Raw genomic sequence first — 22,014 nt, 5'->3', positions numbered from 1 at the left:
AAATCATTTTTTAGCGAAAGATATGTTTATTGATTCGGTAGCTTCAACTTGTAGTATCCCTTTTACAGAAAAAGTTTTCTAGAACTAGAGTGATTGTTTAAACGTAAGACACCCTCCTTTCTTTTTAGATCGTATTCACCTTTCGCTTTAAATTATTTATATTAAAAATAATATAAATACAAAATATCGAATATTCCGACAAAATAACATCTACTACTCCATAAAGGGCGTACCCTTTACGAAGATAGATTTTATGCGGCTAATGGTTACACATCAAAGTTAACGACATATCGATGAATGTCTGTATTATAAACAGCCACCGAGTATTCGATAAGTGTTTCATTTACGTCATAAGAATATCTAATCCGGTGTAAAAGTGGTTTTCGCTCTATTTCCAGCGCGTCAGCAATCGACTGATCCGGAACTTCTACGCCAAACTCATCCTTGAAGCGATGAAAGGTAATACCTTGTTGAAAAAAGATTTCATATAAAGAGTCTAAAAGCGCATCCGGGTTATCAGGCAATGTGACGTTCTTTGGAATATAATGCTTAAAATGAATATATGGCTTGTCATTCAACGTATAAAGCCTTTCAACACAATTGCATGTTTTCCCATAATGCTTTGCTAGTTCTGAGGATTCCTCTAGGTGTACGGTAGAAAGAGAAGCAGATTCTTTTTTTAAGTGATAGCCTTCTTTTATTAAATACTCCGAGAATCGTTGTCCTTTAGATAATTTAGAAACAGCATGGTTATCTAAGACAGTCGTTCCTACACCGCTCCGCTTCTCGACATATCCTTGATGCGAAAGCTCTTCCACCGCGCGACGAATCGTTATGAGACTTACATTGAACTCTTCTTTTAATTCCAATTCTGATGGAATTAAGCTGTTCTTTGGATAGACGCCACTAATAATACGCTTTTTTAAAATCTCTTTCACTTGTACATATAGTGGGCCTTTTTTTAACGTTAATTTCATAAGAATCTACCTTTCCATCTCTACATCTGTATTGTTGACCAAAGACCAAATCTCAGCCTCCGTGCAAATTGGGGAATCCCCGTAAGTTGTATGGGCCAGCACACAGGATGCTATCGCAAATTCAACCATCTCTGCAGGAGCGTGCTCACTTATTAGCCCATGCATGATGCCGCTCGCAAATGCGTCACCTGTACCGACCCGTTCCAGCGTTTTATACTCATACACTGTGGAGTAATGAAAAGAACCGTCATGATACATATATCCTTGAATGCTATGCTTTCCATCAGGGTCCTTTTCTCGCATTGTACCTGCAATAATTGGAATATGATAACGATTCGATACGAGAGGAATGACCGCTTCAATCTGCTGCTTCCGATCTGTCAGCTCGCGATCTCCCATTTCCAGGATATATCGTGCATCCTTCTCTGTCATAAAGCATACATCAACATGCCCAAGCATCTTTTCATAGCACGCTTTTGCTTGCACATCGCTTTTTTCCCACAGCTTTGGTCGATAATTAAAATCAAAGACAACGAAGCTCCCTAGCTGCTTTGCTTTTTCAGCTGCATATAATGCATTGTATCGCATTTGCTCCGAAATAGAGAGCATGATTCCACAAAAATGAACCATGGATGTGTCCTGTAATGTAGCTTCTAAATCATATTCTTCTGGAACAGACGTACAAAAGCTACTTTCCTTACGGTTGGAGTACGTCACGTTAGTACTTCTTACATGAAACCCTTTCTCTAGAAAGTACATGCCGATATAAGCTCCACCCCGTACAATATCAGACGTTGAAATACCTAGTGACCGAATATAAGCTATTGCCGCATCTCCTACACTATTATCTGGCAGCTTTGTCAGGAGCGATGTCTGGTGGCCGAATCTTGATAGAGCGCTTAATACATTCACCCCTGTGCCTGAATATAAAACCTTCAAGGTCCGTGCCTGCTCCAGCTTTAAATAATCAGGCGCCTCAAGTCTCATCATAACTTCACCATAGGCTTTAATACGTTTGTTCACTCCTATCATTCCCTCACCCTATTTTCATCATAATATTAAAAAGCTTCTCGACCTCTTCAATGCGTGTTCTACCTGTTGAAGCATCTATGATGGATGAATATACATGTGGTATGACTTTGGGGACCCCCGCTTCTAATGCCAATGATACAATTTCTTCAAAATTATTAACAGTAATACCACCAGTCGGTTCTAATGTGAAACCTTCTTCGGCGCATGCTTCAGCAATTTTAATATAATGCTCACGCCTCGCCAGCCCCTTTAAAGGAAACAGCTTTAACGCATTTCCACCCATTTCACGAATGAGCGTAATCGCAGAACGAACCGGGATATCGATGGCAGATCCAGCTGTAGATAGCGGTCCAGTAGCAATATTCACATAACCAAGCTTTTCTGCAGGCTTGACGAGACAATTGATAAAGGTGTTCTCATCTTGGACACAAGCCCTTGTATAGGCAACTGCCGGAAACACTTGATTAATGTGTTCGGTCGTGACCTGCTTGGAAATATCCGCAACCATTTTCCACTGATTCGGATCTCCAGCACCGAGACCAAGCGAGACCGCGCCGTCTAATGCCTCAGAATACCGTTGTACATCATGTACCGCCTCATTGACATCGGTATAGTTTGAAGCAAGGATGCCAATGATCACATGACCGGCTGCAACATCATATATGTCCTTGGCATTTTCAATGCTATTTGCCAATACATTCAAGGAAATTCTGTCATTGTAAAAACGTGCTGCCTGCATTAAGCCACCTCCATAATCTGTTTGATCCTGTCACTGATGTATTGGGCATCCGCCATGTCTAAGGATCGTGGATCAATATCAAAAAAACCGTTATTCACATTGTAATCACGCGTATAAACTGCAACGTCTCCCTCTTTCAACGCATGGACAACATATGCTGCATCATAAGAGGCCAAATGGTGATCAATGGTAACACGCGCACGATTAATGGCTCTGCCAGCTTCATCCTGGTGAATGGTTACCTCTACACCTGGTACATCATTTAAGCATTGCAGCTGTTTGATAATAGCCAACTGCTTGCTTTGTTCATCCTGTGCATGAAACGCATCATAGTCCGCTAACGCTTTTAACAAGCCAAAAATAGATTCTTTACCAACCTTCATCGCTCTACCAATTCCACGGTAATGTTGTTTTGCAAATTCAACATACTTCTTCTTACCTGCCAGTATGCCTGTTGTTGGTCCCTCAATAGCTTTCGAGCCACTATAAATCAATAAATCGGCATCGCTTGCATAGCCGGTCATATCCGCTTCAGCCGCCGCATCCACGATAAAGGGTAGCTGCAATTCCTTCATTAACGCACCAACTGCTTTTAAGGAAGGCATATTTTTTTGCACACAATGATGAGACTGTACAAACAGCATGGCGATTGTATCGTCATCTACCGCATGCTTTATCTGCTCTAGTGTACATCCATTTGCATAACCGACCGTCTTAACGTTTCCGCCACCTAAGCGAATCATCAATTCTACCGGCGCCCCGTAATCAATCAAATGACCTGTCATTATAAGGATATGGCCTGATTGTTGGTGCCGCTGTTCAAATAGCTGCTCTACTGGTACTTCATTTCTTGTCATTATTCCAGCTACAGCTAAAGTAATCGCAGATGAAGCAGAGTTTGTTACCATTGCCGCTTCTGTATGCATATAGGTAGAGATTATCCTTCCCGCTTCTTCATGTAGCTCTTTCATTTCAAAGTAATGCTGCCCGCCATATTTCATTGCTTCTAGCACATCATCAGATAGCGTTGATACACCTAATATACTCATGCGACCACTTGCATTAATCACTTTCTTTAAGTTCATATGCGTTGCGACACACAATATACTCACCTCCAAGTAGGACAGCATATGGTTTAATTTGCATGGAAACATGCATTGTATTACCCATGGAATCTATTAAATCAATCGGTGTATGTTCCACCTTAAAAAAGGTTAGATCAGCAACAGAGCCTTTTTTCAACGAACCAAGCTGTGGTTGATTCAACACACGTGCTGGCTTTTCGGTTACCCGACGGATCACCTCTTCGAGAGAAAAACCTAACGCCAAAAACTTATTTAAAGTTGTTGCCATGTCATATACAGGTCCATGCATTCGATTAAAATCATATATATCTGTGCTTATTGTCTCAAACGGTATGTTCGCTTGCTTTGCCCTTTGAGCGGTATGAAATGAAAAGCTAGACGTTCCATGACCGACATCCAGATATACACCACGCTTTATCGCTCGTTGTAATGCATCATGTAAAATCGGATCATCCATAAATATGTTATTGCCCTCTTTCTCATTAAAACAATGGGTCACAATATCCCCCTTCTCCAACACCTCTAAAATATCCTTTAATTTCGGGGGGGCACTGCCAATATGGACCATAACAGGCTTATGTAACGTAACCGCACATGCTCTTGCCATGTGTAAAGGCGTAAGCCCATTTTCACCGATAACACTGCCACTCATCCTTGCCTTTAATCCGACAAGCAAATCAGGGTATTTTTGGAACGATTCATATATTTTTTCAGATGAAATCGTTGATAAATCAGCGAGCTCATTCAGAACCTGAAGGCCTATCCGAGAAATATTTAAAAAGGAAAATACTCTCGTTTTACAGTCCTGAGCCAGCTCATAAAGGTCTTGGATATTATCAGCACCACAGCTACCTGCATCGACAACCGTCGTAACACCTGACTTGTATCCAATCGTATCCGGATGCGCACAATACGGTTCAAATTTAGGAAAGGCATGTGTGTGCAAGTCAATCCAACCGGGAGATACGAAAACATCCTCTGGCACTAAGATCACATCTCCTCCAAAAACATCATCCTCGGTAACGTCTTGGATATATCCATCTTTAATAACAATATTGCACTGCTTTCCATTTATTAGTTTTGCACCACGGATGTTTAACATGACCTTTTCTCCTATATACTCAAATTTTTTTACAGATCTCGATGTAGAACTTGGCAAACACGACAACCGTCTAATCAAGCCTCGTGGTATTCATAGTTGGAAAAGCTCTTAGACACTGCCCACATAATAAATAATGCCGTTACACTCCCGCCAAAAAAGAAAAACAGTGCCGGGATGGAAATCCACGTAATATAATAAACACCCCATAAAACAGCCATAACAAATAAGGTTAGGACAGGATGTGTAAAGCTAATAATAAATGGCCATTTAAAATAGTCCAACAACTTTAAGCGAAAATGAACAAAGACTGGAAAGAAATAAATAAATACCGCAACATATAAAATAAGCGAAGCCAGGACCGTATAACTAACGATTAAATAGAGAGCGCTTTCCTGCCCTCGTAATATATTAAACTCTAAAACGAGTACATATCCAATCCCAAATAAGATTAAGCCAGCTCCATTTGCTTTGAAAAATTCGGCCTTATACGCCTGCCAATACGACCGGAATATCGGGACGTCTTCTTCGCCACGAATCCACTTCCTTACAATGGTGAACATCGCAGCTGTCGCCGGCATAAAACCAAGCACGAACAGACCGAGCGCACTAAATAAAATCCAGCATACATTCAAAAAAGCCAACCGCATCGTCCAAATCGCAAATTGATAATAGCCATTTACAAACGATTCCATCTTCTCTCACCCCTGTACTGATGCTAAATATTTATTATTGGACTACTCCTTCACTGAACCGATTAACACACCTTTAACAAAGAAGCGCTGTAGAAAAGGGTACACGATTAACAACGGTAAGGCAGACACAATTATGACAGCATACTTTACTAAAGAAGCTGTTTTAATTTGATCGGAAAAGGATTGCGCAGCACCCGCTGCTGTCGCCGCACTATCTGCACTCACCTCGTTTAAAATGAGAATTTGCCGTAAAATTAACTGCAAAGGAAATAGTTTTTCATCAGATAAATAGATTAACGCGTTAAAATATTGATTCCATAGTGCAACAGCATGGAACAGTGCCATAACCGCAATAATTGGCATCGATAGCGGAAGCACGACTCTCACAAACAAATAGAAGTCACTTGCGCCATCTATTTTAGATGCTTCCACAAGCTGATCAGGAATCGTTTGCTGAAAGAATGTTCGCGCCACTAGCACAGACCAGGCACCAATGACCCCTGGAACAACAATCGCCCACATCGTATTCACCATCCCTAAGCTTTTGACGACTAAGTAGGTCGGGATTAACCCACCATTAAAGAGCATCGTAAACAAAATGAACCATAGGAAAACCTTTTTTGCCATTAGCTCCTTCCGAGAAAGAGCATATGCAGAAGGCAGTAAGATGAACAAATGAATAAGCACACCGGTTGCCGTATAAACAATCGTATTGCGATACCCAATCCAAATCGCATCATTTTGAAATACTCGGTTAAAACCATCCAGTGTGATATCTACAGGCCACAGCCACATCTCTCCGGAGTTGACGGCATGCGGATCACTGATCGATGCACTAATAACGAATATAAGTGGATAAATAATAATTAGCGTTACGAGTAGAACAAATATAAAATTCACCCTATCAAACGCCCGATCGGACAAACTAAACCGCGACATACTTCACACCTCCTACCATAAGCTGTTATTACTTACTTTCCTGGCGATTTGATTCACTGTTATTAATAAAACGATGTTAATCAGAGATTCAAAGAGACCAATCGCAGCAGCAAAGCTATACTGACCTTGTAATAAACCAGTTTCATAGACAAATGTTTGAATGATATCGGAGGTCTCTGAGTTTAAATTGTTTTGCATCAAAAGTACTTTCTCGAAGCCGATTTGCATGAAATTCCCGATATTTAAAATGAACAGGATGATAATTGTTGGCAAAATACTCGGGATATTAATATGTATAATCCGCTGGAATCGCGTGGCACCATCGACTTTGGCGGCTTCATGAAGTTCCGGATTCACACCAGCAAGTGCGGCGAGGTATATAATTGTTCCCCAGCCGAGCGACTGCCATTGTCCGGACCAAACAAATATATGTCTGAACCAATCTGGACTCGTCAGAAACGGTATTGGCTCCATCCCTAATAAACGAACAACATGATTCACCAAGCCCGTATTCGGATCAAGAAAGGCAACGAGCATTCCAACAACGACAACAACGGATATAAAATGTGGTGCATATGTAAGTGTTTGCGACCATTTTTTAAATGCACCATTCTTCAGTTCATTTAACGATAATGCAAAAATTATCGGTAAAGGGAACAAAAGAAGATTGTAGGCATTTAGAATAATGGTGTTTTTCAACAGTCTTTCAAAATAATACGAATCAAAGAACCGTTCAAAATGCTCAAACCCTACCCACGGGCTCCCAAACATACCAAGATTGGCAAAGTAATCTTTGAAAGCTATTTGAATCCCATACATAGGAATGTAATGAAAAATAAAAAAATACACGACGGCAGGTAAAAGAAAAATATATAATTGCCAATTCCGTTGTAAGCTTTTTAGTATTTTCGAATGACCTTTATGTCCGACTGCCTGCTCCACTGCCACCACGTTCAACCCCCTTTTCGCTATAATCGTGAACATAGATTATTCTGTTGAAAGACGTCATCAACAGATAGGAAAGAATAAAAGGGCATGGTTCCCAAAATATCCGTAAGCGCTTTCTTTTATGATGTAAATTAGCCATGCCCACTAATGTTTAACGGTTCTTATTCTCCTCTATATCGATCGTAAGCTTGCTGATACACTTTTACGACTTCTTCAAAGTTCATACTTTCGATCGTTTCCACATACTTATCCCACTCCGATAAATCCTCATCACCTGTGATGAATTTATCACGCATTTCCTCTACATATTTCGCTATATCTTCACCTGCAGATTGAAGCACTTTATTCTCTTCCTCTGTAAATGTGAAGCGTGGCCAGATCTCTTCCGCTACCATCGGTTCAATCTTTTCAGCTGCTGCCATCGATTGAGGTGCTGACTCGCCACCTTGGAAGTAATCCGACTTAATAATACCGTTTATCGAACCAAGCCATGTTAATTGCTTAACAAGGGCCTGCTCAAATGTCATATCGCCCTCTGGATTGAGAATATGATCCATGTATTTAATTTCTCCGTCTTTTTCTTCAAATGTCTCGCCTTCAACACCCATATAATACAGCTTCGCACCTTCATCACTATAGAAATGATCCATCCATCTTACAGTTGCTGCTGGATTGGGATTGTCACTCGTAAGGACTAAATTATCTGTAACCCAAACTGGTGATGAAATTTTGTTATAGCTCTGTTGGCCATCCGGCCCTTCCAATGCAGCCATACTATTATATTGACCACCAATCTCTTCACCGAATAGTTCAATCGGATCATAGAAAATCATACTACCATATAAATTGTTAGAGGCATTCGCAAGGAACTGACCCCATTCAATGGAGAAGATACTTTGATCAATTAACTTCTCATCATATAATTTATGAATGTACGTGAGCATCTCTTTGTACTCATCTGTTGTTGCATAAAATCGAACTTTACTTTCATCCTTAGGGTCTACATCAATATTGGCGGAATTGGATGGACCGCGATTCATCACGCCAAACGATCCGGACAGCCACTGAATTAATTCCTGAATTACCGTACCTCCATAAGGAATCGTTTTGCCATCGCCAGCTGGATCAAGCTCTTTTACTGCTTTTAAGTATTCATAAAATTCCCCAGTCGTTTCAGGAATGTCCATACCTACTTCCTTTAACCATGCTTCATTCACCCATGGACGTGCACTCAGTCTTAATGATAAGAAATCCTTTTCAATAAGCGACGGCATCGAGTAGATGTTTCCATCTGGGAATGTAATCGCTTTCTTTATACTTGGATCTTCTTCCATAATCTTTGTTAAATTTGGAGCGTATTCCTCTATTAAATCATTTAAAGGAAGAAAAACACCCTGCTTTCCATATCGTAATAAATCTGTGTTCGGTATCGATGACAAGAAGAACGCATCAGGCAAATCACCGCTACCAAGTGCAAGATTACGTTTCTCATCAAGTGCATCAGGACTAACTAAATCCCACTTCACGTTAACATTCGTCATATCCCGATAATGATTCCATACGAGAATATCATTCCAGTCATTATCTTCATTTTGTGCGGGCTTGTTCGCAAATATCTCCAAATCAAGTGACTCATCAACAATTGGCATTCCTGTTTTATTCGCTTTACTTGCTTTTGGATCATCCTTACCTGAGCTTGGATCTGAATCGGCTTTGTCACTTTGACACGCCGACAAGGTCAATACTGCCGCTACGATCAAAAGTAGCATTGACCATAAACTTTTCGACTTCATACAAAAACCTCCCTTTAAGCATCGGTATCTATCCACCCTAAAATTAACACTTCAACAATCGGATTCATCGACCCCTCCCCTATCAAAACAACTTAAGCAAATGAAATTTTGCTACTATTCAATATATTAACACTGCTTATATGTATAGTCAATATAACATTATAATGTTTAATACATTATTTTATTTTTGGAAGCTACGTTTAGGTATAACGATGTGAAAACATAGTGGAGATTATGGTGGGACGATGCGTTAGAATGCAAAAAAACAGCTAGAAAAACTTAGCTGTTTAAGTTGGCCATTTGGCTGTAATGGCAATTTTACCAGAACACCAAATGATAAATATGAAATTTCTCAAGAAGAACAGGAGGGGATTAGGACAAAACAATATTTAATGTGCGAAAAATATTTTTGAACAAATAAATTTATCGACACTACGAGACTATTACTCGAATTTGGAAGCAATTACGCTTGTTTTGTCCTCGTTAATATCTAGCTTCTCCTACCATTATATTTTCAGATTTATTCCCCTTACCCTGTCATCACTTCTTTATCAGTCTTTACCTTCCCAATACCTTTCTTTGGCATACTCACCACAAAAAGGCTGGTGATGATTAGCGGTAATCCAATTCCGATACCGAGATGGAACGGTTCATCTAAAATAAAGATTCCTAAGAAAATTGTAATAAACGGAATAATAAAGGTTGTTAATAAAGCGAATATCGGACTTGCTGAAATGACCAAATGATAAAACAAAACATAGCCTAAGCCCGATCCAAGACAGCCTAGAACAACCAAAGATGCGATCACCGGTAACGTATTTACATGCAAAATCGCCGCCGGCTGTTGAATTACACTAATAATCCCATTTAACAATGCTGCAACTCCAAGTGTCCACATCCCAAGCTGCAAGGCCGATATGGTCGGGAAATATTTCTTAACAAGAATAGAATTTAACGCATAACAGGATGTAGCGATTAACATGAGTATGGCATGCGCAATGGAAAATTCTGCATTAGCGGCTTGCCCTGAAAATAACAGCAACGATAATACAGCGAAAAATCCAATCAAAATACCTGCATACTGATTTCCTGTCGGTTTCTCACGCAATACCCATATGGACAATAACAGACCAAGCATTGGTGTAGTCGCATTTAAAATTCCAGCCACTCCTGTATCCAATGCTGTCAACGAAATGCTAACAATGGACCAGGGGATTGCTGCTCCAAGCGAAACGATGAATATGAACAATAGGTTTACGCGAAACTTCGTCTTATGCTTACTGCGCAACCAAAAAGGAAACAAGGCAACGAAACCGAACAGACACCGTAAAAAGACTACAGTTATCGGATCAAAATAAACTAACAGCTGCTTCGTCCACAAAAAGGAAGAGCCCCATAACAAACTCAATACGAGTAATAAGAGAATCGCCTTCATTACTCACCTGGATATAAATCTGTTGGAATTTTTACTTGTGCACCTTTTTGTGTGACAACATGTCCTGCAACCTTGGATGCATAGTCTATTGCTTTTCGTAAGCTATATTTTTTACATAGCCCGACAGTTAATGCGCCATTAAAGGCATCCCCTGCACCTGTTGTATCCAGGGCCTTTACCTTTGTTGCCGCTACCCAGCCACTTTCCTTACCATCTGTAAAATAGGCGCCTTGTTCGCCTAAGGTTACAACAACACATGTAACACCTTGCTCTAGTAACGAGTCACATGCAGCAATGATGCTTTCCTTTGTGTTTATTTCCATTCCAGTTAAGGTGGCTAATTCCGTCTCATTGGGTGTTAATATGTCCACTTTTGCAAGCAGGCTGTTTGATAGCTTTTGAGCAGGCGCTGGATTTAAAATAACAGGAACATTATTTTCTGCAGCAAGCTCTATTCCCGCAACAACTGATTCTAAAGGAATCTCAAGCTGCATGACGACCGCATCTGCATCAACGATCGCATCCTTGGCCTCCTTCACTGAATCTGGTGTGACATGATAATTCGCACCATTCATTAAAACAATCGCATTTTCTCCTGTTTCACTTACTTGAATAAGCGCATTTCCGGTAACTCCCGCTTCACTAACATGTTGCGTAGAAATATGGTAGTCACGTAAATTCGTTAACGCCCTTTTACCGAAATCATCCTGACCAACACAACCAACAAAGTCAACCTGTGCTCCTAATTGAGACATCGTAACAGCTTGGTTAGCGCCCTTCCCGCCAAAGGAAGTTTGATAGCCTGTACTATGAATTGTTTCACCCGGTTTTACAATATAGGGAACATCATATACGACATCTATATTGATACTCCCAATAACCGTCATCTTCATTGCGCTTTTCCCCCTAATAACAACTGTTGCTTTAAATAATCTACTAATTCCGCCTTATGCAATACTCCATTTGGCAACCCTAATAAAGAAGCCATTCGCGCAACCGCTGGGGGCTTTAGCATACTTTCTTCTAAAACATCATGCTGATAAAAAATATTAGCAGCTTTGTCGTTTGCAATGATGCGGCGATTCGCCATTACGATGATCCGTTCAAAGTGCTCTGTAACAAATTCCATGTCATGGGTAATTGTAATAACCGTTTTTCCTAGCTTTTCTAATTCTGCGAGCAACGTACCTAGCAGTTCGAGTCCAATTTTATCCTGCCCTGCTGTCGGTTCATCTAAAATAATGATATCTGAATCCATCGCAATAACAGATGCAATGGTGACAAACTTTCGCGTTGAATAAGGCATGTTATACGGGTTTTCCTCTGCATATTCAGAAATTCCACAAAGCTCCATTGCCCAATTCGTAATTTCTTCCGTCTTTTCCTCATCAAAGCCCATATTCTTTGGACCGAAGCGCACTTCACTCATCACTTCATTATGAAAAATTTGATCATCTGGATTTTGGAAAACATAGCCTACTTTACTCGATATTTGTGCCGTTGTTTTCGTTTTTGTATCCCATTCACCAACTAACACTTGTCCACTCGTTGGTTTTAATAGTCCGTTCATTAGTTTTACAGCTGTTGTTTTTCCAGCACCATTTTGTCCAATAATCGCAACCCTTTGACCACTAGGGATTTCCAATGATAAATTTTCGACCGCATTTGTGCCATCAGGATACGTAAAACTAACATCTTGTAAATGTAGCTTTGTCATTATTCATTCCCCCCATCATTCTTAAAACAGGTCGTTATCTCTGAATCCCGAATAGGAAGGAAGTTTAGCTTAACACCTTGCTTTTGTAGCTCCAACGCTACCTCTGTCACATGTGGGTATTGAATATTCGCTGTGTTAAAAATCTCGCTTTCCAATACTTCTCGGGTCGGCCCCTGCATCAGAACCTCTCCCTTATCTAACACAATTAATTCATCGGAATACTCCGCGACCAAATCCATTTTATGCTCTACAAGAATAATTGTTTTGCCTCTTTCTTTCATTAATCGAATGATCTCAAATACATGCTCTGTTCCAATTGGATCTAATTGGGAAGACGGCTCATCAATGACTAAAATGTCTGGATCCATGACGATAATGGAAGCTAATGCAACACGTTGGCGCTGTCCGCCTGATAATTCAAAGGGATTTTTTTCACGCAAATGCTGAATCTTAACGAGCGACAACACCTCTTCCACTCGTTTATATATGTCCTCTTCAGCAACCCCGAGATTCTCTAAGCCATATGCTACTTCATCAAACACGGTATCCTTCACACCGGAAATTTGAATGAATGGATTTTGAAAGACAAAGCCGATTTTTTCCCCAAGCTGACCTAGCTGATATTCGCTCATATCGGTACCACCGAGCTTAATCGTCCCTTCCAAATCTCCTTTATGAAAATGAGGAATAAACCCGCGCAAAATATTACAAAGCGTTGTTTTACCAGAACCATTGTTGCCAACGATCGAAACAAAGCTGCCTTTTTTAATTTCCAGGGAAACATGCTTTAATATCCATTCATCCCCAATCGGATAGCGGTAGGATACATTGTCTAGTTGAATGATTGCTGTCATAGGAAAACCCTCCAAATAATGAGTCCGATTATAATCCCGACGTATACCCATGGAAGCACACGGTCAATGGGACGTTTTGTTAATTTATGCAGGCTCGTCTTTTTGCCAGGTGCTGAGAAAGCACGCGACTCTAACGTGATTGCTCTTTCTTCTGTACTTGCAATCGAAGAAAGGATAAGTGGCGTTAACGTTGGGAAAAAGGCTTTTGCACGAACAATTAAAGATCCCTCTGTCTCCACTCCACGCGTTTTTTGCGCCTCCATGATCGTATTGGATTGACGACGCATTTCCGGAATGATTTGTAAGGTGGAAAGTACGATATAAGCGCCAGTTGGTGGCATGCCAATATCCTCGAGTGCTTTCACAAAGTCCTTAATTTCTACAATCCTAAAAAATAAAATAAACGCTGAACCTATCGCTAAAATACGGGAGGTTAAAGAAAGACCTTGTAATAAGCCTTCATTCGTTAGTTCAAAAATCCACCAAGAGCCAATGACATCCTCTCCTGGGTAAAAGAACACTTGCATTAAGAAGACAATTGCCAAAAGAATGATTAACGTTTTGAGAATAAATGATATAAATGACTTTGCAACCTTCGCCATAGCAGCGATCACAATTAATACTGGAAACCAAGCATATGCAAATAGATAATTTGGCACAATAATGACTGATACGGTAATAAAGATTGCAAAGTAGAATTTTGTTAACGGGTGAAGCGATAAAATTGGATTTTGATTCATGGTGTAGCTCCTTTCAAAGTGGAGTATGTTCACACAACTCCAAATAGTTTTGTGAAATAATAGATAACACCCCACACTTAAGCGGTATTCTCCTTAAGTGCGGGGCATTGCTATCTCTTGAATATGCCCTTTTTCAAGTAAAAAGATTAGGATGCGTGATCCGTTTTTTGCTCTTTGTGTTTCTCTTTTTCATATATAAATGACCATATTTCATTTTTGATAAATAGCGATCAGAAATACTCTTTACAACAAAGTAAACTAATAATACAGAAACGACCTTATCCGCTATTTCAGTAATGATTGCTGAAGAAAAAACCGCTCCCCAAATATTTTGCCCCATTGCTAAGAATGTTGCTGTAATTGCTGAGGACGTATTACCAGTTGCTCCCCCAAAGAAAATAACCGTAATTGGTGAAGAAACAACAACCGCAATTGCTGTAATTACAAGACCTGAAACAATCGTTTTATACACATTACTTAGCATTCCATACTTGGATAATAGACCCGCTCCAACCCCAATAGCCATGGAAGTAACAACATATGGAAAATAAACCGGATTAAAAATGGCTGTAATCGAATTCGTAATAAGTGCTGCTACTAGCGCAACCCAAGGTCCTGCGATAACCCCAATTAAGATCGTACCAATCGTATCTAGAAAAATTGGTAGCCTTAAAATTTGTGCCACCTGAAAGCCAACAAAGTTAACTGCGATACCAATAGGAATAAGTAAAATTGCTAATAAATTAAAATCTGCCTTAATTTTTTTCAACATGTAAATTTCCTCCTTTAATTAATTGTTCTGCTTTTTGAATTGCATCAATAAACATAGCCACAAATCGCTCACGATCGACCGTATGAAGCACATGAACATTCTTTGCATAAGGCAAGGACTGTGTATAATCCACCATCGTTGTGCCCCTCGTTAGTTCGCTGGTTGTTTCAATTGCTACATAACAATCATCCCCTTGAAACAGCTTTGGTTCGACAACATACCCAACCGCACATAAGTCATGTAACCGAACGTTCGTATCGTAATTCTCTTCATGAAAAGCAGTTTGTGTTGCTGCTTTTGTATAAAAGGTCATTAACTCGACGAGTCTTTCCGTTAGTTCTGTCCCTATATCGCCAATGCGTTTCAGGTCATCCTCATCTAAAAATGCTTTATGCGTGACGTCCAAGCCACTCATGACAATCGGAATACCTGAACGGAAGACAATATCAGCAGCATGTGGATCAACATACACATTAAATTCTGCTGTAGGTGTCATGTTTCCTCCCACTGCTGCTCCACCCATGAAGGAGATAGAGCGAATATTATCTTTTACTTCTGGATGTGCTAACAGGAGTGCGCCAATATTCGTTAAAGGACCTGTTGCAATGAGAACGATTGGCTCATCACTTGTCATTATCGTCTGATAAAGCGCATGGATAGCTGTACGGTTACTTTCTTCAAAGCTTGGTTCAGGAAAAATAACATCCCCTAATCCATTTTCACCGTGAACCTCCTCAGCAACTTCTAAATCAACGAAAAGTGGTTGCTCTAAACCTCTTGCCACTTCCACTTCTTGATTCATGTAAGTTAAAAAGCTTCTTGCATTATACGCCGTTTTATCTTGCGTTTGATTTCCCGCCTCTGTCGTAATTAAACGAATGTCTAATTCTGGTCGGACAAAGGCAAATAATAAAGCCATTACATCATCTATACCTGGATCACAATCAATTATTACTGGAATACGCTTCATTTAGTCATCACTCCTCTATGCTAGTTCTAGTCTCTCTTGCTGTATCTATATATTCACAAGCAATACCTGTGTTTAAGCGACGCACCATCTTGGATGTACAGCATGCTGGGCTCGTCCCCAACCGTGTCGTCACTTTTTCATTTATGCTCCATTACCGATTCGCATTCCTTCTTTCCTCCAGAACTCACTTAAGATAACACTTTTAGCTTTAATACTGAAATAGTATAACACATTATTTTTAAGTGGTATGACATAAAAGTGAAATTTTATTGACATATAACAGAAAAATGTTGATTTATTACCACTTTCATCCTTTTATGGCTTAGACCTTCCACAATTTCAGCTTGTTTGTGCATCAGCCCTATCAATTACCAAGAGAAGGGCTTTGGATGAGGTTTTGGGTGCTATTTCTTACGACAAGTGTTGGTTCGTAAAACAATGATTCAACAGGCTCATTTCGTATTTTCTTAATGAGAAGTTTTACACTGTCCTTGCCAATTTGATATGTATTCTGCCGAATGGTAGAAAGCTTCGGATTCAAAGCCTCTCCAAATGGAATATCATCGAAGCCAATCACAGATAAATCATTCGGAATAGAAATATTTAATTCGAACGCTGCTCGATATACACCACAAGCCATTAGGTCGTTACCAGTAAAAATAGCGGTCACCTCATGTTCCGCAAGAAACCTTTTGGCCAGATCGTACGCATCCTCCATATGATAGTTTCCATTCAAGATGTAATGCGATGGAATCGAAATATCATGTTCATTCAATGCCTGCAGAAATCCTTTTAAGCGCTTGTTCGCGTTCGTAATGTCAGCAGGTCCTGTCATACAAGCAATTTTCCGATGCCCTAATTCAATTAAATGCTTACCCGCTAAATAACCTCCTTTGAAGTTATCCATGAACACCCCCGTGGCTGAATCGACATCAACTCCACGATCCACTAAAATATATGGAATTTGCGAATCCGTTAAGATCCTCTCGTTTCCACGCGTTAATTTGTTCATGCTTGCTAGTAAAATCCCATCAACCTGCTGTTCCTTTAACAGGTGAATGTACCGCTCTTCCTTGTTCGCCTGATCATCTGAATTACAAATAATTAAACTAAAGCCATTCTGAACCGCTTCATCCTCCGCACCTCGACATAATTCAGGGAAGAATGGATTTGAAATATTCGGAACAATTAGCCCGAGCATGTTTGACTTTTTCGTAATGAGGCCCCTAGCAAACTGGTTAGGACGGTAATTCATTTCCTTAACAACTTCTAAAATACGTTTTCTCGTTTCTTTCGACATCCCCTCTTCCTTGTTATTTAATACACGAGATACCGTTGATATCGAATATCCCGTTTCACGCGCGATGTCCTTTATCGTATACTTCGTCATGTTATCACCTAGTTTGAGAAAACGTTTTACGAAAACGTTTTCGTTTGAAATCATATTACTGTAAACGGTTACACATGTCAACAAAATTTTTTCATTATTTTGATGAGTTTTGAATTTAGAGGAGAAGTGATATATAACAGGGCACATTAAATGCAGATGTTAGATGGGAAATTAGAAAACCAAAAAGTAAGTTCATATGAAACTAGCCGCCTTACCAAGATGCAGGGGGAATCAAAGAATACTGTAAGAAAAAACTAATTACTTGGATAAGGGATCGGGAAAAAGAAATTCTAAAACACCTTTAAATACCTGTGCTTCAAACGCTAGGAGAAAAAATATTTCTTATCTTAGTGAAGTTGAAACAGCAAAGAGCACTTTAAGCTTGCTAAAAAAGAAGAGGCTTCACCTAAAGTTTAAACAGGGAAGCCTCTATCTTACTCTTTTATTGTATTCTTGGTCATAATCTCTAATACCTGCTTAAAGGTTTCAAGGTCCTTCTCAGGAATACCTTGAAGCGTGTTCTTTTTAAAATTATCAGCAATAGGAAGTAATTCGTGATAAACCTTGATGCCTTTAGAACTTAACTGTAATTGTTTAATACGCTTATCCTCACTAGTTTCTGAGCGGCGTATAAGTCCGCCTAATTCCAATTTTTGAAGAAGCCTTACCACACTTGGTTCTTTGATAGCCATCTTATCTGCCAGTTCTTTCTGGGTAATAGAGGCATTATTGAAAATATAATACATCGCAATCCACTGGCTTCTTGTTATATGATAAGCCCTGAATTCATTGTCTAGGGCTTCGACTAAAAGTTTCGAGCTCTTATTTGTAATAAAGGCAAGACAGTCATCCAAATTAAACAATGAAAGCACCAACCATTCTTAACTCATTCATTCGGAGTTATATTTCATTTCATTATTATAGCAAACTATTGGTGCGAATGCTGAGATACGCTTTAATTCAAATGAACGTTTCGATTACTTTATCCTACTTGCACTCGGTATTTATTGAGATTGAAATATGACTACTCACGCTTCATGCAGTGCGCCAATACTTAAACCTAATGCTGCTTCGTGAATCACTTCAGCGGTCGTAGGATGCGCAAAAATAGTTTGTGTAATTTGCTGTTCAGTAAGCTTATTCGAAATCGCAATCGTAAGGCTACTAATCAAAGAAGAAGCGTCTGGCCCTATGATAGACCCTCCTATAATCTTACCGGTTTGATTATCCTTAATGAGCTTAATGAAACCGGCTGGCTCATTCATTGTTAATGCCTTTCCGTTACTGGCAAAGGATACCTTACTCACACGATAATCGATTCCTCGCTCCTTACACTCATATTCTTGCAGACCGACGCTAGCAATTTCCGGAGACGTAAAAATAACATTCGGTACAGCTGTATAATCCATTTCCGATTGTTCTCCAAGTATTGTATCAATAGTATGAATACCTTGATGTGATGCTACATGGGCAAGCTGCATAATATTCGTGACATCACCAATTGCATAAATATGCTCCACATTCGTTCGCATCTGTTTGTCAACGGCAATCCCTTTCCCATGCGCCACTAACTGAACTCCTGCCTGATCAAGGTCCAAGCCATCTATATTCGGTTCACGGCCAATTGCAACAAGAACCTTTTCACTTACTAAAAGGTGTTCTCCACTGGCCGTCACATAGGTCACGATCGCTTCTCCATTATGAGCTCGTTGAATCTTAGAGACTTTAGCTCCAGTGTGAACATGGATACCCGCCTGCTTTGCTGCCTGTTCAAGCTCTTCCGTTATATCGCTGTCTAGCATAGTCAGAAGACGATCCATAAATTCCACCACATGCACGTCAACGCCAAGGTTACGGTAAATAAATGCAAACTCCATACCGATGACGCCACCACCGATGATCGTTATACTCTTTGGCAATTCTGTACTAGCTAAAGCCTCTGTGCTGTTCATGACAAACGGTAGATCAATACCGGGAATATTCACCTTAGAAATTTTTGAACCTGTCGCTATGATGATATCCTTGGCAGTAATTTGGTAATTATTTTTTCCCTTCACAAGGACCTTATTTTCGGAAAGGAAGGATGCATCACCATGGATAACCTGAATGTCGTTCTTCTCCATTAAGAAGGCAATACCAGATACGAGTTGATTTACTACTTCTTCCTTACGACGAATAATTTGCTTCATATTCACCTGGAGGCTTGTGTCTGATTCAATTCCAAACAAAGCGCCACTCTTTACGCTATGGCAAACCTCGGAAGATTTAACAAGGGACTTTGTTGGGATGCATCCTACATTTAAGCAAGTGCCTCCTAACGTCTTTTCTTTTTCAACTAACGTGACACGAAGCCCTTTTTTCGCTGCATAAATGGCAGCAACATATCCACCTGGTCCAGCACCAATAATGAGTAAGTCAGCATCCACCTCATCCGTTGGCATCTCCTCATTTTGAGCGTGCTGACCCGCTTCAGCTTCCGTGCTATTCGATTGGACCGGCTCGATTTCAAGCAACACTTCATCCGAAGAAACTTCGCTTCCTTCTTCAACGAGTATCTGACTGATGACGCCGTTTTCTTCAGCAGTAATTTCGAGATTTCCTTTACTAATCTCTACTTCCATTAATGTATCACCAGCAGTTACCTGACTACCAAGAGAAACATGGATTTCTCCGACTATTCCAGTTTTCCCACCAGGAATCATTGACATTTTAACTTGCATCGTTATCCTCCTCAAATATTAAAAGGGGCCTAGACCCCTTTTGATACATGAATTAATATCTAACTACTCCTGATTGTACTAATTTCACACCGTTTGCAAGACAATCACCTACTGGACATGTCTTCTCAATAAATGCTGCAAAGGCTTCTGTCTTTTCTTGAGATTCATTCGTTTTAAAATGCATTGTAAAACGAATTTCCTGAAACCCAGTTCTTACATCTGCAAGTCCCATGAAACCATCTGGGTCTAAATCGCCTTCCAGTTCAACATGAAATTCTTCAAAAGTAAAATTGTGAGCTTGAGCGAATGCACTTGCAACAATGGACTGGCAAGCACCTAGCGCACATAATACGATTTCAACAGGATTCATTGCCTTATCCGTTCCACCCAAATCCTCTGGTTCATCTGCAATAATTTTAAAGCCTCTAGAATTACACTCGACTTGAAGCCCTTCCGGTAATTTTTTCGTAACTGCCTTAAAAGTAGTCAACATTTTTATTCCTCCTAGAAAGTTTGTGAAATACTGAGCATACTTAAATATTAGCACGGTTCTTCAATAACATCAATACTTAGCTAAGTAAGTTTTTTGTTCTCATAAGATTTTGTTATAAAAATGTCACTAACTCTTCGGTGGCTGAAATAGAAAAAGGGAAGAAGCATTGTTAAAGTAGTTCAGTTAATATGGAGAAGTAGCAGTAAAATCCTAACTTCAGTATGAACAGAAAAGCTCATTTAAACTTGTACAACTTTGATTGATATATGCGTACTTTGAGGTGGGGGTTATGCCATGTTTCAATAAATATTAAGTCTGTTCAAAGTGGAAAGCATATCGGACCAGACAAAATTCAAACTATTGATGTGGAGTCTAGATATGAAAATTGATAAGGAAACTAGCAAGGGGGGAATGTAAATCGTAGAGCAGATGATAAATATTTAAATGGTTTTATTCTTACTTTTATTAGAGTACTCTAAGCAAGGATTTAAAGACAAATAGATTATTATAAAAAAACGTTTTCCAGGGAATTAAACTCCAAGGAGAACTTTTTCTTCACTTTACCTTTAAATTGATACGGTTCACCGTATCAATTTAAAGGTAGCAGAAGCAAGTTAGATGTTACTTTATAGAAGATAAGTTTAATGTTATAACAAATATTTTTTAAATTTATTTGGTATGATAAGTATAGTAGACGATTAAAAAGGATAGGGGTGTACTGAACCCATAGAGTTAGACTAAATTATTAAGCAGATAATTGGCTGGTTTGTTTCCGGTATTCAACTGGACTCATTCCAGTCAATTTTTCTTTAATCCGTTTATTATTGTAGTAATCAATATATTGCTTTATTGCATATTCTAATGCTTCAAATGATTCATATACAACACCATAATACATTTCTTGTTTCATTATCCCAAAGAAATTTTCCATAGGTGAATTATCTAGACAATTTCCACGACGTGACATGCTTTGAAAAATACGATTGTCTTTTAACTTTTTACTAAATGCTTTCATTTGATACGCCCAGCCCTGATCAGTATGAACCGTTGTACGATAAGGCCATTGCTTCGCAATTGTGACTACTTCTTCTAATCCGTCTAATATTGCCTTGGCGTTCGGCTTTTTTGATAATTGATACGTTAGGATCTCACCATCGAACATATCTAAATAAGGATCAAGATATGCTTTTTTAATCACAACTTTCCCGTTTTGATCCTTTGTATAATACTTTAATACAGTTGTATCAGTTGTTATCTTTTGACGTGGAAGAGGTGTATTGAATCTACGATTTATACGATTAGTTGCGATCTTACCTACTGAACCTTTATAAGAATTATACTTTCTAGACTTACGTGTGAATTTCTTGTATATAAGGCCAAGCTCATTCATAATACGCAATACTTTCTTATGATTGACGATAAAACCTCGTTCGCGTAATTCTATTGTGATTCTTCGATACCCATAATTATTTTTATTTTCATCTGATATTTTCTGAATTTGGTTCACTTAATCGTTTTTGCCAATACATATACGTAGCCTTTGGAAATTTAATCGCTTTAAGGATAACTGCTAATCGGAATTCTTTTCTGAGTTCGTTGATGATTCGTGATTCTGT

The 22,014-nt window shown here is 39.4% G+C and carries 21 protein-coding genes; all 21 read right to left on the bottom strand.

Annotated features, from left to right (window positions below; translation table 11 throughout):
• Positions 1-266 precede the first annotated feature (266 nt).
• The gene (locus QBK89_RS07905; RefSeq protein ID WP_284140499.1) at positions 267-977 is read right to left on the bottom strand and encodes a GntR family transcriptional regulator; all 711 of its coding nucleotides are present in this window, start codon (positions 975-977) and stop codon (positions 267-269) included.
• A 6-nt stretch (positions 978-983) separates the two neighbouring features.
• Positions 984-2,009 carry a sugar kinase gene (locus QBK89_RS07900; protein WP_284140498.1) on the bottom strand — a complete coding sequence of 342 codons (1,026 nt, stop codon included), beginning with the start codon at positions 2,007-2,009 and terminating at the stop codon, positions 984-986.
• A gap of 4 nt (positions 2,010-2,013) precedes the next feature.
• Complete coding sequence (gene dagF, locus QBK89_RS07895) at positions 2,014-2,748, bottom strand: 2-dehydro-3-deoxy-phosphogluconate aldolase (RefSeq protein WP_284140497.1); 735 nt, start codon at positions 2,746-2,748, stop codon at positions 2,014-2,016.
• On the bottom strand, positions 2,748-3,860 hold the full coding sequence (locus QBK89_RS07890; RefSeq protein WP_349774624.1) for a DgaE family pyridoxal phosphate-dependent ammonia lyase: 1,113 nt from the start codon (positions 3,858-3,860) through the stop codon (positions 2,748-2,750). The genes dagF and QBK89_RS07890 overlap by 1 nt, the downstream gene beginning before the upstream one ends.
• The gene (locus QBK89_RS07885) at positions 3,811-4,935 is read right to left on the bottom strand and encodes an amidohydrolase/deacetylase family metallohydrolase (RefSeq protein ID WP_284140495.1); all 1,125 of its coding nucleotides are present in this window, start codon (positions 4,933-4,935) and stop codon (positions 3,811-3,813) included. The genes QBK89_RS07890 and QBK89_RS07885 overlap by 50 nt, the downstream gene beginning before the upstream one ends.
• Before the next feature lie 74 nt (positions 4,936-5,009).
• A complete protein-coding gene (locus tag QBK89_RS07880; protein WP_284140494.1) occupies positions 5,010-5,627 on the bottom strand; it encodes a YesL family protein in 618 nt (205 codons plus the stop codon).
• Positions 5,628-5,669: 42 nt separating this feature from the next.
• On the bottom strand, positions 5,670-6,566 hold the full coding sequence (locus tag QBK89_RS07875; RefSeq protein ID WP_284140493.1) for a carbohydrate ABC transporter permease: 897 nt from the start codon (positions 6,564-6,566) through the stop codon (positions 5,670-5,672).
• A gap of 12 nt (positions 6,567-6,578) precedes the next feature.
• Positions 6,579-7,550, bottom strand: coding sequence for an ABC transporter permease (locus QBK89_RS07870; RefSeq protein WP_481937827.1), 972 nt, complete (start codon positions 7,548-7,550; stop codon positions 6,579-6,581).
• Positions 7,551-7,675: 125 nt separating this feature from the next.
• Entirely contained in the window at positions 7,676-9,307 is a 1,632-nt protein-coding gene (locus QBK89_RS07865) for an extracellular solute-binding protein (RefSeq protein ID WP_284140492.1), read from the bottom strand.
• A 529-nt stretch (positions 9,308-9,836) separates the two neighbouring features.
• Positions 9,837-10,742 carry a DMT family transporter gene (locus tag QBK89_RS07860; RefSeq protein ID WP_284140491.1) on the bottom strand — a complete coding sequence of 302 codons (906 nt, stop codon included), beginning with the start codon at positions 10,740-10,742 and terminating at the stop codon, positions 9,837-9,839.
• Complete coding sequence (gene rbsK, locus QBK89_RS07855) at positions 10,742-11,635, bottom strand: ribokinase (RefSeq protein WP_284140490.1); 894 nt, start codon at positions 11,633-11,635, stop codon at positions 10,742-10,744. Before rbsK ends, QBK89_RS07860 begins: the two co-directional genes overlap by 1 nt.
• The gene (locus tag QBK89_RS07850) at positions 11,632-12,459 is read right to left on the bottom strand and encodes an energy-coupling factor ABC transporter ATP-binding protein (RefSeq protein WP_284140489.1); all 828 of its coding nucleotides are present in this window, start codon (positions 12,457-12,459) and stop codon (positions 11,632-11,634) included. The genes rbsK and QBK89_RS07850 overlap by 4 nt, the downstream gene beginning before the upstream one ends.
• Positions 12,459-13,313, bottom strand: coding sequence for an energy-coupling factor ABC transporter ATP-binding protein (locus QBK89_RS07845; RefSeq protein ID WP_284140488.1), 855 nt, complete (start codon positions 13,311-13,313; stop codon positions 12,459-12,461). The genes QBK89_RS07850 and QBK89_RS07845 overlap by 1 nt, the downstream gene beginning before the upstream one ends.
• Positions 13,310-14,053, bottom strand: coding sequence for an energy-coupling factor transporter transmembrane component T family protein (locus QBK89_RS07840; RefSeq protein ID WP_284140487.1), 744 nt, complete (start codon positions 14,051-14,053; stop codon positions 13,310-13,312). The genes QBK89_RS07845 and QBK89_RS07840 overlap by 4 nt, the downstream gene beginning before the upstream one ends.
• Before the next feature lie 133 nt (positions 14,054-14,186).
• Positions 14,187-14,825 (bottom strand): ECF transporter S component, encoded by a 639-nt coding sequence (locus tag QBK89_RS07835; protein WP_284140486.1) that lies wholly within the window; start codon positions 14,823-14,825, stop codon positions 14,187-14,189.
• Positions 14,809-15,795 (bottom strand): nucleoside hydrolase, encoded by a 987-nt coding sequence (locus QBK89_RS07830; RefSeq protein WP_284140485.1) that lies wholly within the window; start codon positions 15,793-15,795, stop codon positions 14,809-14,811. The genes QBK89_RS07835 and QBK89_RS07830 overlap by 17 nt, the downstream gene beginning before the upstream one ends.
• A gap of 364 nt (positions 15,796-16,159) precedes the next feature.
• The gene (locus QBK89_RS07825; protein ID WP_284140484.1) at positions 16,160-17,185 is read right to left on the bottom strand and encodes a LacI family DNA-binding transcriptional regulator; all 1,026 of its coding nucleotides are present in this window, start codon (positions 17,183-17,185) and stop codon (positions 16,160-16,162) included.
• A gap of 434 nt (positions 17,186-17,619) precedes the next feature.
• On the bottom strand, positions 17,620-18,057 hold the full coding sequence (locus QBK89_RS07820; protein WP_284140612.1) for a MarR family winged helix-turn-helix transcriptional regulator: 438 nt from the start codon (positions 18,055-18,057) through the stop codon (positions 17,620-17,622).
• Between the two features lie 156 nt (positions 18,058-18,213).
• The gene (lpdA, locus tag QBK89_RS07815; protein ID WP_284140483.1) at positions 18,214-19,905 is read right to left on the bottom strand and encodes a dihydrolipoyl dehydrogenase; all 1,692 of its coding nucleotides are present in this window, start codon (positions 19,903-19,905) and stop codon (positions 18,214-18,216) included.
• Positions 19,906-19,957: 52 nt separating this feature from the next.
• On the bottom strand, positions 19,958-20,398 hold the full coding sequence (locus tag QBK89_RS07810; protein WP_284140482.1) for an OsmC family protein: 441 nt from the start codon (positions 20,396-20,398) through the stop codon (positions 19,958-19,960).
• A gap of 745 nt (positions 20,399-21,143) precedes the next feature.
• Entirely contained in the window at positions 21,144-21,905 is a 762-nt protein-coding gene (locus tag QBK89_RS07805; RefSeq protein WP_284140481.1) for an IS3 family transposase, read from the bottom strand.
• Positions 21,906-22,014: the final 109 nt, after the last annotated feature.

This window comes from Virgibacillus sp. LDC-1 (assembly GCF_030137545.1).
GTDB lineage: Bacteria > Bacillota > Bacilli > Bacillales > Amphibacillaceae > LDC-1.
Note: the sequence above shows the minus strand (reverse complement) of the source record. Positions and strands in the feature narration are given on the sequence as shown.